Genomic DNA, 14,124 nt, shown 5'->3' with positions numbered 1-14,124 from the left:
GCCGTGGGACGAACGAGGCGTAGACCTGGAGGATCACGAGGCGCTGTCTCCCGGAATTCTTGCAAGCACCAACGTCCCCCATAACTTCCGGTGGCCTGGTCCTGCATCTGGCAACCTTGGGTGGATGGTGCCCCTGCCTTACCATGGATGCAAGCACGATTTATTCAATCAGCCGAATAAATTCATCCGGGGCACTGAGGATCATGAGGCGCCGTCTCCCGGAATTGTTGCTGTTTATCACCTACCGTCAGAGCGTATGGCGGATCGGCACTGCTTCCGGCCAAGGTTGCCCCTACTAGGGGATGGATGCAAGCGCGATTTATTTAAGTATCTGAATAAATTGATCGGAGCGAGCTGCCCGGCTGCGTCCCCTATTCGTCGATCTCGGAGAGATCATCGACCACCAGCAGCGCCCCGGTGAAATCATCATCGCCGAAATACGCGCTTCGGGTGATGATCGCGGGAATCCCGGCGCGCGCAGCGGCGGCGAGGCCGTTGCCGGAATCCTCGACGGCGATGCAGTCCGCCGGCGCAAGCGTGAGCCTGGCCAGCACCTCGACGTAAACGTCGGGCGCAGGTTTCTTGCGCGGAACATCGTCGCCGGCGACGATCGTCTCGAACAGATCGGCCCAGCCCAGCCCGAGCGCGACCGAAAGCAGCGCGTCGATGTTGCCGTGCGAGGTCGTGGTCGCGATCGCCAGCCGCTGGCCACGCCGGCGCGCGTTGCCAACAAGCGCACGCACGCCCGGCCGCAACGGGCAGCCGCCGGCCGCGATCAGCGCGGCATAGCGCGCGGTCTTGATGCGGTGCAGTCCGGCGATCTCGGCGAAGCTCAGCGACGGAACCGGATTGCGCTGATCGAAGGCGCGGATGCGCTCCTTGCCGCCGGCCACCCGAAGCAGCCGCGCGTAAGTGACCTGATCCCAGAACCAGTCGAGGCCGGCCTCGGCGAACGCCGCGTTGAAGGCGCGGCGGTGCACCTCCTCGGTTTCGGCGAGCGTGCCGTCGACGTCGAAGATCAGCGCGCGGGCGCCTGCGATCGTCTCGCGCGCCGCCCTGGTGCGGATCGCCGCGAGCGCCTCGTTCATCGCCCCTCGCCCGCCGCGCCGGTCCCCTTGCCGAACACCCGGCTGGCCAGCACGTCGCCGGCCTCGATCGACATCACGTCGTCGGCCGTCAGCGTGCGATCGAGCTTGGCCACGATCCGGTTGGCCTGGCGCAACCGGATGCGGTCGAGCGCGTTGCGGATCGAGCGCGCATTGGAAAACAGCGGCTGTTGCTTGCGGATGGCAATGTATCGGGCGAAGGCCTCGCGCGCTTCCGGGGACAGACGATAATTCTGCTGCTGCAACATCAGCTCGGCGATCCAGAGCAGCTCGCCATCGGAATAGTCCGGGAAGTCGATGTGATGCGCGATGCGCGACCGGAAGCCCGGATTGCTCTGGAAGAACTTCTCCATCCGGTCGCCGTAGCCGGCCAGGATCACCACCAGATCCTCGCGCTGCGCTTCCATGATCTGCAACAGGATCTCGATCGCCTCCTGGCCGTAGTCGCGCTCGTTCTCGGGGCGATAGAGGTAATAGGCCTCGTCGATGAAAAGCACGCCGCCCATCGCCTTCTTCAGGATCTCCTTGGTCTTCGGCGCGGTGTGGCCGATATATTGCCCGACGAGATCGTCGCGCGTCACGCTGATGACGTGGCCGCGGCGCACGAAGCCGAGCTTGTGCAGAATGCCGGCCATCTTGAGCGCAACGGTGGTCTTGCCGGTACCGGGATTGCCGGTGAACGACATGTGCAAGGTTGGAAACGTGGTCGCCAGCGCCATCTTCTGCCTGATGCGTTCGACCAGCAGCAGCGAGGCGATCTCACGAATGCGGGTCTTCACGGGCTTCAGGCCGATCAGTTCGGAATCGAGCTGGTCGAGCACCTCGCCGATTCCGAGATCGGCGAATTCGAGCCTGAGGTCGATGGTCTCGGGTGGCGTCTCGCTGATCTGCTCGTCGACAAGTTCGCTGGTCTGTTCTTGGACTTGTTCCTGCGCTTGCGTCATTATCCTCTCGCTTTCAGAAAAGCTCCGTCGCCGCTGCGGCGACGACGGAGAAGTGCATCCGGACCAGGCGGTCGAGGGAGCAATTCGCCTGGCTTGCCAACCGGACGCGGTCACTGATCTGCGTAGCGTTCGCCCTCGGGGCGATCCAGCGCGTAAGCCCTGGTCGTATAACTAACGCTCCGGCCGCCGACCTCTTGCCGCTCGAGCCGGAAGCCGGGCTCATTCTTCGGCCGGTTGACGATGAAGGAGATGCGCACGGATTCCCAGCCATGGGAAGAATCGAACCCGCTCATGCGGATGTAGCGCTCGCCATAGACACGGCGGCAATCGGCGAGTTCCTTCATGATGCCGGCGGCATCGCGCAGGTCGAACATCGGCAGACCCCACATGTCCCAATAGGTGTTGCGGGGATGTGGGTCGTCGGTGAACTCGATGTTCACCGCCCAGCCCTTGTCGAGGCAGTATTGCACCTGCGCTGCGATCTGCTCATCGGTGAGATCGGGCAGGAAAGAAAAGCAGCCTTGGGTCACTCTCATGTCGGTTCTCCTTTCGCTGCGTCACGTTGCCGGGGTCGCGGTCGGGGCAAAGTCCGGCGAGTCAGTCGACTCGTAGTTGAAGCTCACGTCCTTCCAGACCTCGAGTGCGTCGCGCAGCGGCGTGCAGGTCTGGGCGGCCTTGGCGAGGATCTCCGGACCTTCGTGGACGTAGTCGCGGCCCTCGTTGCGGGCGAGAATCATGGCTTCGAGCGCAACGCGGTTGGCGGTGGCGCCGGCCTGGATACCCTTCGGATGACCGATGGTCCCGCCGCCGAACTGCAGCACGACGTCCTCGCCGAGATGATCGAGCAATTGGTGCATCTGGCCGGCGTGGATGCCGCCCGAGGCGACCGGCATCATCTTGTTGAGGCTTGCCCAAGGCTGATCGAAGAACACGCCATGCTCGAGCGTCATCGGGTTGAAGTCCTCGCGGCAGATGTCGTAGTAGCCACGCGTCGTCGCCGGGTCTCCTTCAAGCTTGCCGACGACGGTGCCGGCATGGATGTGATCGACACCGGCGAGCCGCATCCATTTGGCGATCACGCGAAACGAGACTCCGTGCAAACGCTGGCGCGTGTAGGTCGAGTGGCCGGCGCGATGCAGATGCAGGATCATGTCGTTGCGGCGCGCCCATTTCGCCATCGACTGGATCGCCGTGTAGCCGATCACGAGGTCGATCATGATGATGACGGAGCCGAGCTGCTTGGCGAAATCGGCGCGCTCGTACATGTCTTCCATGGTGGCCGCGGTCACGTTGAGGTAGGTGCCCTTGACCTCGCCGGTAGCCGCCTGTGCGCGATTGACGCCTTCCATGCAATACAGGAAGCGGTCGCGCCAATGCATGAAGGGCTGCGAATTGATGTTCTCGTCGTCCTTGCAGAAGTCGAGCCCACCCTTCAACGCCTCGTAGACGACGCGGCCGTAGTTGCGGCCGGACAGGCCGAGCTTCGGCTTCACGGTGGCGCCGAGCAACGGCCGACCGAACTTGTCGAGCCGCTCGCGCTCCACCACGATCCCTGTCGCCGGGCCCTGGAAGGTCTTCACATAGGCGGTCGGCAGCCGCATGTCCTCGAGCCGCAACGCCTTCAGCGGCTTGAAGCCGAACACATTGCCGATGATCGACGCGGTCAGGTTCGCGATCGAGCCCGGCTCGAACAGATCGAGGTCATAGGCGATATAGGCGAAGTAGCTGCCTGGCGAGTTCGGCACCGGATCGACGCGATAGCATTTTGCGCGGTACTTCTCCGCGGCGGTCAGCCGGTCGGTCCACACCACGGTCCAGGTCGCGGTCGAGGACTCGCCCGCCACCGCGGCGCAGGCCTCGGTCGGATCGACGCCGTCCTGCGGCGTGACGCGGAACAGCGCGATGACGTCGGTGTCCTTGGGCTCGTAATTCGGCTCCCAATAGCCCATCCGCTTGTATTCCATCACGCCCGACTTGTAGCGATCCTTGCCGCGCACGGTGATCGACTGCTGCATGTTCATCTCAATCTCCTGTCTTTCGCTGGCCAATTGTTCAGGCGGCCTGGGTGATCTTTCCGATCTGCGGATCGAGCGCGCCGGCGCGATAGCGCCGGGCCATCTCCGGCAGCGCAACGACCTTGATCCGCGCTGCATTGCCGGCCGTGCCGAACTGTTCGAAGCGGTCGCGGCAAAGTTCGCGCAGCGCATCCATCGCGGGCTTGAGGAATTTGCGCGGGTCGAACTCGCTCTTCGACTGCGTGGCGACCTTGCGGAAGGCCGCGGCCATCGCCAGCCGGCAATCGGTGTCGATGTTGACCTTGCGCACACCATGCTTGATGCCGCGGACGATCTCCTCGACCGGAACGCCCCAGGTCTGCGGCATCTCGCCGCCGAACGCATTGAACATGTCCTGCAACGGCTGCGGCACCGAGGACGAGCCGTGCATCACCAGATGGGTGTTCGGCAGGCGGGCGTGGATCGCCTCGACCACCCGCATCGCCAGGATTTCACCGTCCGGCTTGCGCGTGAACTTGTAGGCGCCATGCGAGGTGCCCATCGCGATCGCGAGCGCGTCGACCTTGGTGGCGCGCACGAAGTCGACTGCCTGGTCGGGATCGGTGAGAAGCTGATCGTGGCCGATCGTGCCTTCGACCCCGTGACCATCCTCCTGCTCGCCGCCGCCGTGCTCCAGCGAGCCGAGCACGCCGAGCTCGCCTTCGACCGAGGCGCCGACCCAGTGCGCCATCTCGACGACCCGGCGGGTGATGTCGACATTGTAGTCATAGTCGGCCGCGGTCCTGGCATCGGCCTTCAGCGAGCCATCCATCATGACCGAGGTGAAGCCGTAGCGGATCGCGGTGGCGCAGGTCGCCTCCTCGTTGCCGTGATCGAGATGCAGGCAGAGCGGGGTCTGCGGATACATCTCCTCCAGCGCATCGATCATCTTCGCCAGCATGATGTCGTTGGCGTAGGAGCGCGCGCCGCGCGAGGCCTGGATGATGACCGGCGCATCGCAGGCCGCCGCCGCCTCCATGATGGCGAGGCCCTGCTCCATGTTGTTGATGTTGAAGGCCGGCACGCCGTAGCCGCGTTCGGCGGCATGGTCCAGCAATTGCCTCAGTGTGATCCGCGCCATCGTGGCGTCCTCCCTTCAATTCGCTGGTTGAATGAGCTGTTTCGCTGCGGCAGCGACCGCCGCGGGCGTGATGCCGAACTCGCGGTACAGCACGTCGGCCGGCGCCGAAGCGCCGAAGCCGGTCATGCCCACGAAAGCGCCGTCGTCACCGAGCCAGCGCGTCCAGTCGCCTTCGACGGCAGCTTCCACGCCGACACGCGGCGCACTGCCCAGCACCTCTGCGCGATAGTCGCTCGGCTGCTGGCGGAACAGGTCGAAGCACGGGGCCGAGACGACCGCGGCCTGCACTCCTCCTTCCGCCAGCAGCTTTGCGGCTTCGAGCGCGATCGCCACCTCCGAACCCGTTGCAATCAGGGTGACGTCACGCCCGAAGGCCGGCTCGACCAGAACGTAGGCGCCGAGCGCGACCTGGTTGTCCTTGCTGCCGTCGCGAACCGTCGGCAGCGCCTGCCGCGACAGGCAGAGGATCGACGGCGAGCTCTCCGCCCTCAGCGCGCAGTCCCAGGCTTCCGCGGTCTCGACCGCGTCGGCCGGACGGAACACCAGCAGGTTCGGGATCGCCCGCAGCGCCGCCAGATGCTCGACCGGCTGGTGCGTCGGCCCGTCCTCGCCAAGCCCGATCGAGTCATGGGTCATCACATGGATGACCCGGATGCCCATCAGTGCCGCGAGACGGATCGCCGGCCGGCTGTAGTCGGCGAAGCTGAGGAAGGTGCCGCCATAGGGAATGAAGCCGCCATGCAGCGCGATGCCGTTCATCGCCGCGGCCATGCCGTGCTCGCGGATGCCGTAGTGGATGTAGCTGCCGTCGAGCGTGTCCGGCCGCACCGGAACCTGCGATTTCGCCAGCGTGAGATTGGAATGCGTGAGGTCGGCGGAGCCGCCGAGCAGGTTCGGCAAGGCGTCCGCGATCACGTCGATGACCTGCTGCGAGGCCTGGCGGGTGGCGAGCTTCGGCTTCTCGCTTGCAAAGCGCTGCACGAGCTTCGTCATCGCCTCGGCATAGGCGCAGGGCAGTTTCCGGTTCAGCGCATCATGGAACGGAGACCGCTCGCCCTTGCAGGCGGCACGCGACCGCTCGATCCAGGCGCGCCGCGCATCGCGGCCGCGGCCGCCGAGCTCGCGCCATTCGGCCAGCACGGCATCGGGAATCTCGAAGGCCGGATACGGCCAGTGCAGCGCGCTGCGGGTCTTCGCCACCTCGTCGGTGCCGAGCGGCGCGCCATGCACCTTCTCACTGCCCTGCCGGTTCGGCGCGCCGAACCCGATCACGGTGCGGCAGGCGATCAGCGACGGACGATCGCTCGACCGCGCCTGCCGGATCGCAGCAGTGATCGCCTGCGGATCGTGGCCGTCGATGCGGCACACGTTCCAGCCGCTGGCCTGGAATCGCGCAACCTGGTCGTCCGAGCAGGACAGCGAGGTGGCGCCGTCGATCGAGATGTGATTGTCATCGAACAGCACGATCAGGCGGTTGAGCCGCAAATGGCCGGCGAGCGAGATCGCCTCATGGCTGAGGCCCTCCATCAGGCAACCATCGCCGGCGATCACATAGGTGTAATGGTCGACGAGGTCGTGGCCGAAGCGCGCGTTCATCAATCGCTCGGCGAGCGCCATGCCGACCGCGGTCGCGATGCCCTGCCCCAGCGGACCGGTCGTGGTCTCCACGCCGGGCGTGTGGCCATGCTCCGGATGACCCGGGGTCTGCGATCCCCATTGCCGGAACGCCTTGAGCTGATCGAGCGTCATGCTCTCGTAGCCGGTCAGGTAGAGCAGCGCATAGAGCAGCATCGAGCCGTGCCCTGCCGACAGCACGAAGCGGTCGCGGTCGGGCCAGGCCGGATCGGCCGGATCGAATTTCAGGAAGTCGGTGAACAGCACGGTCGCGACATCGGCCATGCCCATCGGCATGCCGGGATGGCCGGACTTCGCCCGCTCCACCGCGTCGATGGCGAGGAAGCGGATCGCGTTGGCCATCTCGTCGTGGCTGACGTCGGGGCGGCGGGCAACGGACGCAAGCGCGGTCATATCGTTCGCCTCTTTCGTTCGATCAGTTGCAGGATCAGCGGGGTCAGGATGAGCTGCATCGCGAGGTCGAGCTTGGCGCCGTGAACCACGATCGAATTGGCGCGCGACATGAAGCTGTTCGGGATCATCGAGAGCAGATACGGAAAATCGATGCCGCGCGGGTTCTTCAGCCGGATCACGACCATCGATTCATCGGGGGTGGGGATCCAGCGCGCGATGAACGGGTTCGAGGTGTCGACCGTCGGCACGCGCTGGAAGTTGATGTCGGTTTCGGTGAATTGCGGGCAGATGTAGTTCACGTAGTCCGGCATGCGACGCAGGATGGTGTCGGTCACCGCCTCGGTGGAGTAGCCGCGGTGGCTGCGATCGCGATGCAGTTTCTGGATCCATTCGAGGTTGATCACCGGCACGACTCCGATCTTGAGGTCGGCGTGCTGCGCGACGTTCACCTTGTCGGTGACCACGGCGCCATGCAGGCCTTCATAGAACAGCAGGTCGGAATTCTCCGGCAGTGCCTCCCAGGCGGTGAAGGTGCCTGGCTTGGCGCCGTAGAGCCGTGCCTCCTCCTCATCGTGCACATAGTGCCGCGTCGTTCCGGTACCGGTCTCGGCATAGTCGCTGAACAGCTTCTCCAGCTCCTCGAACAGATTGGTCTCGGGGCTGAAATGGCTGAAGTGCTTGTTGCCGCGCTCGGCCCGCTCCGCCATCAGGCTGCGCATCTCGGCGCGGTCGTAGCGATGGAACGCGTCGCCCTCGATATAGGCCGCGACCACGTTCTCGCGGCGGAAGATGTTCTCGAACGTCTTCTTCACCGAGGTGGTGCCGGCGCCGGACGAGCCGGTGATCGAGATGATGGGATGCCTGCGAGACATACGATCCTCCGTCAGCGGAACAGGCCGCGCCGCGCGAACAGCGGGGCATCGCTGCTCTCGAACAACGGCTCGACGGTCAGGTGGATCGCATCGACGTCGCGCACGGCGCGCGCCGATCCCATGATGAGCGGCACCCGCTGATGCGGCGTCCGCGCCGACAATTCGAGGATCCGCGAGCGGCCACTCGACGCGGCGCCGCCGGCCCATTCCATGATCAGCGCGATCGGGTGGGCTTCGTACAGCAGACGCAACCGGCCCTCGCGGTATCCCTTGCGCGCATCGGCCGGATACAGGAACACGCCGCCGCGCATCAGGATGCGGTAGGCTTCCGCCACCAGCGAGCCGATCCAGCGCATGTTGTAGTCCTGGCCGAGTTCGCCGTTGACCCCGGCAAGGCAGTCGTCGATGTAGTTGCGCACCGGGCCGCTCCAGTGCCGCCGGTTCGAGGCATTGATGGCGAACTCCGACGCGCCCTGCGGCACCCGCAGGTCCCGCGCGGTCAGGACGAACTCGCCGGTTCGCGGGTCGAGCGTGAAGCAGTCGACATGTTGATCGAGCGCCAGCACCAGCACCGTTTGCGGACCGTAGATGAAGCAGCCGGCGGCGCATTGCGCCGTGCCGGGCTCGAAGAAGGTCGAGATGACGTCGTGGCCCTTCGGCCGGATCGAGAAAATGGTGCCGACCGAGATGTTGTTCGCGAGGTTCGCCGAGCCATCGAGCGGATCGATCGCGACGCAGAGCGGCGCGTCGCAATCGATCGTCTCCGGCAATTCGATCTCCTCCGACAGGACGCCAGCGACCGGCACGGTACGCAACGCATCGCGCATCAGGCGGTCGGCGACGATATCGATGGAGGTCTGGCGATCGCCGTCGGGGTTGATACCGCCGCCCTCGCCGCGGATGCCGGCGAGCGGCCCGGCCGCGATGATGCGCGAGAGTTCGATCGCGGCACCGGCCAGCGCTTCGATGACTTTGACGGTCGCGGCGCGCAACGGGTTTTGCCGCGCCGGCCACTCCAGATGGGCATGCAATGCAGGACTGGTCTCCACCGGCCTCTCCCTATGATCGCGCCCTCTGTCCCGAGGCTTCGAGAGGCGACCTCATGGAGTCGCCTTCGCCGTATCAACGCGCGAATTGCCCAATTAGGGAAATTTCATTATCTTTGGTCCGGGCAAAGTTTTTCTTATGGAATTCGGCATGGCCGGCAACTTCTCGCGCGACTTGACGATCCGCCAGCTGCGCGCACTGTCCACCGTGCATGAGGCGGGCTCGATCACGTCGGCGGCGAACCGCCTCAACCTGACGCAGCCGGCGGTGACGCTGCAACTCCGCAACCTGCAAGCGCTTGCGGGATTGCCGCTGATCCAGCGCACCGGCGACGGCATGGCGGTGACGGATGCCGGCGCGCATGTGCTGACGCTGGTCGAGCGGATCGAGGCGGCGCTCAAGGACTGCGAGCAATCGCTCGACATGATCGCCGGCCGCAGCGGCGGACGCGTGGCGATGGGCGCGGTCTCGACCGCGAAATACTTCGTGCCGTTCGCGATCGCGGCGTTCTCGCGCCGCTTTCCCAAGATCGAAGTGACGCTGCGGATCGGCAACCGCGAGGAGATCCGCGACGCGCTGCGCGGTTATGATCTCGACATCGCCGTCATGGGCCGGCCGCCCGCCGATGTCGAGGTCGAGATGAAGCCGCTCGGCCGGCATCCGCATTTCATCATCGCCGCACCCGATCACCGGCTGGCACGACGGCGGCACGTCGCCGCACCGGAGCTCGCCAATGAAACCTTCATCACCCGCGAGCAAGGTTCAGGCACGCGGATGCTGATGCAGCAATATTTCGAGCGGGTCGGACTGGAGCCGAAGCTCGGCATGGCGATGGACAGCAACGAGACCATCAAGCAGGCGGTCATGGCCGGGCTCGGCATCGCCTTCATCTCCCAGCACACGGTTTTTCATGAACTGGAGGACGGCCGGCTGGTGGTGCTCAAGGTCAAGGGCCTGCCGATCGTCCGGCAGTGGCACGCGATCAGGCGCACCGACAAGATCCTGCTGCCGCCCGCACAGGCCATGCTGGATTTCCTGGGCAAGGAGGGCTGGCGTTATCTGCCCAATTCGCGCTAGAGCCGCGGCGCCGGCGCGATCGAAAAGACCAAGCCGGTGCCGTATGTTAGGCATTGAAGTTCCGCCAAACGCGTGCCACATCTTGATCGCGGTCACTTGGTGGACCGTATCCCTGCGAGGGAGGATGAACTGCAGAACCAGTCCCCGCCGATGCCTGACTTCAAGGCGTTATTCGAGGCGGTGCCCGGCCTCTATCTGGTGCTGACCCAGCCTGAGTTCCGCATTGTGGCCGTGAGCGACGCCTATCTGCGCGCCACCAGGACCGAGCGCGCCGCAATCCTCGGCCGTGGGCTGTTCGAAGTCTTTCCCGACAATCCGGCTGATCCAGCCGCCGACGGGGTGCGCAATCTGCGCTCCTCGCTGGAGCGCGTGGTCCAGTTCCGCCGCCCCGACACCATGTCTGTGCAGAAATATGACATCCGCAAGCCCGAGTCGGAGGGCGGCGGCTTCGAGGAACGCTACTGGAGCCCGCGCAACACGCCGGTGTTCGGGCCGAGCGGACAATTCACCTACATCATCCATCGGGTCGAGGACGTCACCAGCTTCATCCAGCTGAAGCAGCGCGGCGCCGAGCAAGACAAGCTGACCGACCGGCTGCGCGAGCGCACCGAGCAGATGGAAGCGGAAATCTTCATGCGCGCCCGCGAGGTCGAGGAGGCCCGCGAGCAGCTTGAAACCGAGCAGAAGCTGCGCCAGGTGCAGAAGATGGAGGCCGTCGGCCACCTCACCGGCGGCATCGCGCACGACTTCAACAACATCCTGACCGTGATCACCGGCCTGATCGACATCCTCGCCGAGGCCGTCGAGCACGATGCCGCGCTGTCGTCGGTGACGAAGATGATCAGCGATGCAGCGTTTCGCGGCGCCGAGGTGACCAAGCATTTGCTGGCGTTCTCGCGGCAGCAGCCGTTGCAGCCGCGGGAAGCCAATCTCAACACGCTGGTGCAGGACACAGCCAGGCTGCTGCGCCCCTCGCTCGGCGAGCAGATCGAGATCGACACCGCGCTCGAGCCAGATGCCTGGCCGGCCTTCATCGATCCCAACCACATGGCGACCGCATTGCTCAATCTGGCGGTCAATGCCCGCGATGCGATGCCCGATGGCGGCAAGCTGATGCTGGAGACCAGCAACGTCATTCTCGACGAGGTCTATGCCGCCGCCAACCCGGACGTGCGAGCGGGCGAATATGTGATGGTCGCGGTCAGCGACACCGGCGGCGGAATCCCCGCAGGGATCCGCGACAAGGTGTTCGAACCGTTCTTCACCACCAAGGACACCGGCAAGGGCACCGGCCTCGGGCTGAGCATGGTCTACGGCTTCATCAAGCAATCCGACGGCCACCTCAAGATCTACTCCGAAGAGGGCCACGGCACGTCGATCAAGCTCTATCTGCCGCGCAGCATGGGCGACATGGTCGACGTCGAGCCGCCGCCTCCGGTCGACACGCGCGGCGGCCATGAATCCATCCTGGTGGTCGAGGACGATCCACTGGTCCGCAATTACGTCAGCGCTCAGCTCGAGCAGCTCGGCTACCGCACCATGGTCACGGCCAACGGGCCGGAAGCATTGGCCGCGGTCGACAACGGCTTCGTCTGCGACGTGCTGTTCACCGACGTGATCATGTCCGGCGGCATGAACGGCCGGCAGGTGGCCGATGCCGTGGTCGCAAAACTGCCCTCGGTGCGGGTGCTGTTCACCTCGGGCTATACCGAGGATGCGATCATCCACCACGGCCGTCTCGATCCCGACGTGACGCTACTGCCGAAGCCTTACCGCAAGGCCGATCTCGCGCGGATGATCCGCCAGGTGCTGACGCAGCCTCCGGCGTCGGCGGTGGCGGCCAAGTAGCGCGGCAGCATCAGCGGTCGAAGCTGGATCGGCTCTGATCGGCCGGCACCGCGCATCCGGACAGGAAAAGCGTCGCACAGGCCTTGGCCCGGGCCTCGACCTGCGCCCGCGACAACGGCGGCCGGTGGCCGTACATCACGTCGCGTTGCGGCTGGAAGACGAGCATCCCGAGCAGCATGCCCGCGGCGGCCTGCGCGTCATCGACGGCGATCCGTCCTCGCCCCTGCTGCACGCCCAGCCACGCCGCCAGCGCGCCAAGCGTCCGCTGCATCGCCTTGTCGTAGAACATCTCGGCGATATCGGGGAATTTGTCGCTGTCGGCCAGGATGATGCGCTGAAGCGCGATGACCTCGACATCGAGGATGAGTTCGGCACAGGCCAGCAGCGCCCGCTCCAGTGCGGTTGCGATATCGCGGCCGTCGCACGCGCCGAGATTCACCGCGGAGATGAAGCGGTCCATCCGGTCCGTCACCGTGCCCTCGAACAGCGCCAGCTTGGTCGGCACCAGCCGGTACAGCGTCTTGGTGGAGACACCGGCGCGGCAGGCGACGTCGGCGATGCTGGCCGCAGCGAAGCCGCGCGCCGAGAACTCGCGCCGCGCAGCATCATAGATCAGCGCGCGGGTCTCCTCGTCGGAGCGCAGTTGCGGCCGGCCGCGGCCGCGCCGCTCCGGCACCGGCGCCGCCAGAGCCTGCTCAGTCTGATCTTTGTCATTCCGGTTCATCGCCGAGCCATGCTTTTGGATGATGCCTGTCATTCTATTGACACTCCCAATATGGGCTCTATTTTGGAAAACATCAAGTTTCCTAATTATCCCGGGTCGCCGAGATCAGAATTCCCACGGTTTGCCAGAGGGATAGAGAGCTCCAGGAGCGACTGCCATGAGCCAAGATGAGACCGCCTTCAAGGCCGAGAGCCAGGTTCCGGCCGAGACCGCCAAGCAATTGATCGGCAGCGCGGAGGCCCCGGCGCCGACCGCTGCGAAAGGCAAGCTGCGCCGCCTGCTGCTGGCCGGCGCGGCCCTCGCCGTCCTCGCGGGCGGCGGCTGGTACGGCTGGGATTACTGGACGGTCGGCCGCTTTCAGGTCTCGACCGACGACGCCTATGTGAAGGCCGACAACACGACGATCGCGCCAAAGGTCTCCGGCTATCTCAGCGCGGTCTTGGTCGGCGACAACGAGCACGTGCGCGCCGGCCAGATCTTGGCACGGATCGACGATCGCGATTTCAAGGTGGCGCTGGACCAGACCAAGGCCGACGTCGCGGCCGCGGAAGCCGCGATCACCAGCAAGCGCGCCCAGCTCGACGTGCAGCATTCGGTGATCGAAGCCGCTCGCGCAACGCTCGCCGTCGACAGCGCGACGCAGACCTTCGCCGAGCAGGAGAACAAGCGCTACACCGACCTCGCCGGCACCGGCTTCGGCAGCGTGCAGAACGCGCAGCAGGCGCAGTCGCGTTACGCCAGCGCGCAGGCCGCCGTGGCCCGCGACACCGCGAACCTGGCCTCCGCGCTCCGCCAGGTCGAGTTGCTCAAGGCCGACATCGCCCAGGCTGTCGCGGCGCAGGGACGCGCCACCGCGCTCCAGCATCAGGCCGAGCTGAACCTCGGCTACACCACCATCAGTGCGCCGATCGACGGCGTGGTCGGCAACCGCACCCTGCGCACCGGCCAGTTCGTCCAGGCCGGCACGCAGCTGATGTCGCTGGTGCCAGCCACCGGCGCCTATGTGATCGCGAACTACAAGGAGACGCAGCTCACCAATGTCCGCAAGGGCCAGCCGGTCGAGATCGAGGTCGACATGTTCCCGGGCCAGGTCGTGCGCGGCCATGTCGACAGCCTGGCGCCCGCCAGCGGCCAGGAGTTCGCGCTGCTGCCGCCGGATAACGCCACCGGCAACTTCACCAAGGTGGTGCAGCGCATCCCCGTCAAGATCGCGCTCGACGCGACGCCGGTCGAGTTGCGGCCCGGCATGTCCGTGATCCCGACCATCGCAACTGCGTCACAACCTGCCGAGGCGCCGCGCTCCGGCACCTCTCCCAAGCTCGCTGTCGCCTCCTTCAAATAGG

General features: G+C 65.6%; 12 protein-coding genes. 3 read left to right on the top strand and 9 right to left on the bottom strand.

What is annotated here, in order from left to right; translation table 11 throughout:
- Window positions 1-371: 371 nt before the first annotated feature.
- The 8 genes from CWS35_RS19490 to CWS35_RS19455 all read right to left on the bottom strand — a co-directional run bounded on the left by CWS35_RS19490 (window position 372) and on the right by CWS35_RS19455 (window position 9,134).
- On the bottom strand, window positions 372-1,088 hold the full coding sequence (locus CWS35_RS19490; RefSeq protein WP_100953203.1) for an HAD-IA family hydrolase: 717 nt from the start codon (window positions 1,086-1,088) through the stop codon (window positions 372-374).
- Window positions 1,085-2,050 carry a CbbX protein gene (gene cbbX, locus CWS35_RS19485; protein WP_024579686.1) on the bottom strand — a complete coding sequence of 322 codons (966 nt, stop codon included), beginning with the start codon at window positions 2,048-2,050 and terminating at the stop codon, window positions 1,085-1,087. The genes CWS35_RS19490 and cbbX overlap by 4 nt, the downstream gene beginning before the upstream one ends.
- A 110-nt stretch (window positions 2,051-2,160) precedes the next feature.
- Window positions 2,161-2,586, bottom strand: coding sequence for a ribulose bisphosphate carboxylase small subunit (locus CWS35_RS19480; RefSeq protein ID WP_024579685.1), 426 nt, complete (start codon window positions 2,584-2,586; stop codon window positions 2,161-2,163).
- 21 nt (window positions 2,587-2,607) lie between these two features.
- Window positions 2,608-4,065, bottom strand: a complete 1,458-nt coding sequence (locus tag CWS35_RS19475) for a form I ribulose bisphosphate carboxylase large subunit (RefSeq protein ID WP_035635343.1) — start codon at window positions 4,063-4,065, stop codon at window positions 2,608-2,610.
- Window positions 4,066-4,102: 37 nt separating this feature from the next.
- Entirely contained in the window at window positions 4,103-5,185 is a 1,083-nt protein-coding gene (gene fba, locus CWS35_RS19470; protein ID WP_100953201.1) for a class II fructose-bisphosphate aldolase, read from the bottom strand.
- 15 nt (window positions 5,186-5,200) lie between these two features.
- On the bottom strand, window positions 5,201-7,213 hold the full coding sequence (gene tkt / locus CWS35_RS19465) for a transketolase (protein ID WP_100953199.1): 2,013 nt from the start codon (window positions 7,211-7,213) through the stop codon (window positions 5,201-5,203).
- Window positions 7,210-8,085: a phosphoribulokinase gene (locus CWS35_RS19460; RefSeq protein ID WP_028331481.1), complete on the bottom strand. Its 876-nt coding sequence runs from the start codon at window positions 8,083-8,085 to the stop codon at window positions 7,210-7,212. The genes tkt and CWS35_RS19460 overlap by 4 nt, the downstream gene beginning before the upstream one ends.
- A gap of 11 nt (window positions 8,086-8,096) precedes the next feature.
- Entirely contained in the window at window positions 8,097-9,134 is a 1,038-nt protein-coding gene (locus CWS35_RS19455) for a class 1 fructose-bisphosphatase (RefSeq protein WP_035635280.1), read from the bottom strand.
- Window positions 9,135-9,282: 148 nt separating this feature from the next.
- Between CWS35_RS19455 and CWS35_RS19450 the strand changes: the two genes are divergently transcribed.
- Entirely contained in the window at window positions 9,283-10,209 is a 927-nt protein-coding gene (locus tag CWS35_RS19450) for a LysR family transcriptional regulator (RefSeq protein WP_024579679.1), read from the top strand.
- A gap of 150 nt (window positions 10,210-10,359) precedes the next feature.
- On the top strand, window positions 10,360-12,057 hold the full coding sequence (locus CWS35_RS19445; RefSeq protein WP_145987182.1) for an ATP-binding protein: 1,698 nt from the start codon (window positions 10,360-10,362) through the stop codon (window positions 12,055-12,057).
- A 10-nt stretch (window positions 12,058-12,067) separates the two neighbouring features.
- Here CWS35_RS19445 and CWS35_RS19440 read toward each other — a convergent pair whose 3' ends face one another.
- Window positions 12,068-12,814, bottom strand: a complete 747-nt coding sequence (locus CWS35_RS19440; RefSeq protein WP_311538624.1) for a TetR/AcrR family transcriptional regulator — start codon at window positions 12,812-12,814, stop codon at window positions 12,068-12,070.
- Between the two features lie 124 nt (window positions 12,815-12,938).
- Between CWS35_RS19440 and CWS35_RS19435 the strand changes: the two genes are divergently transcribed.
- Window positions 12,939-14,123, top strand: coding sequence for an HlyD family secretion protein (locus CWS35_RS19435; RefSeq protein WP_100953197.1), 1,185 nt, complete (start codon window positions 12,939-12,941; stop codon window positions 14,121-14,123).
- Window position 14,124 lies beyond the last annotated feature (1 nt).

The sequence above is a fragment of the Bradyrhizobium sp. SK17 genome, from assembly GCF_002831585.1.
Classification (GTDB): domain Bacteria; phylum Pseudomonadota; class Alphaproteobacteria; order Rhizobiales; family Xanthobacteraceae; genus Bradyrhizobium.
This window is presented reverse-complemented; position numbering and strand designations above follow the sequence as displayed.

Excerpts from the sequence above, each read along its gene's own strand:
- CWS35_RS19450 (WP_024579679.1), top strand. The coding sequence starts at position 9,283 with ATGGCCGGCAACTTCTCGCGCGACTTGACGATCCGCCAGCTGCGCGCA.
- CWS35_RS19490 (WP_100953203.1), bottom strand. The coding sequence starts at position 1,088 with ATGAACGAGGCGCTCGCGGCGATCCGCACCAGGGCGGCGCGCGAGACG.
- tkt (WP_100953199.1), bottom strand. The coding sequence starts at position 7,213 with ATGACCGCGCTTGCGTCCGTTGCCCGCCGCCCCGACGTCAGCCACGAC.
- CWS35_RS19440 (WP_311538624.1), bottom strand. The coding sequence starts at position 12,814 with ATGACAGGCATCATCCAAAAGCATGGCTCGGCGATGAACCGGAATGAC.
- fba (WP_100953201.1), bottom strand. The coding sequence starts at position 5,185 with ATGGCGCGGATCACACTGAGGCAATTGCTGGACCATGCCGCCGAACGC.
- CWS35_RS19475 (WP_035635343.1), bottom strand. The coding sequence starts at position 4,065 with ATGCAGCAGTCGATCACCGTGCGCGGCAAGGATCGCTACAAGTCGGGC.
- CWS35_RS19480 (WP_024579685.1), bottom strand. The coding sequence starts at position 2,586 with ATGAGAGTGACCCAAGGCTGCTTTTCTTTCCTGCCCGATCTCACCGAT.
- CWS35_RS19435 (WP_100953197.1), top strand. The coding sequence starts at position 12,939 with ATGAGCCAAGATGAGACCGCCTTCAAGGCCGAGAGCCAGGTTCCGGCC.
- CWS35_RS19445 (WP_145987182.1), top strand. The coding sequence starts at position 10,360 with ATGCCTGACTTCAAGGCGTTATTCGAGGCGGTGCCCGGCCTCTATCTG.
- cbbX (WP_024579686.1), bottom strand. The coding sequence starts at position 2,050 with ATGACGCAAGCGCAGGAACAAGTCCAAGAACAGACCAGCGAACTTGTC.
- CWS35_RS19460 (WP_028331481.1), bottom strand. The coding sequence starts at position 8,085 with ATGTCTCGCAGGCATCCCATCATCTCGATCACCGGCTCGTCCGGCGCC.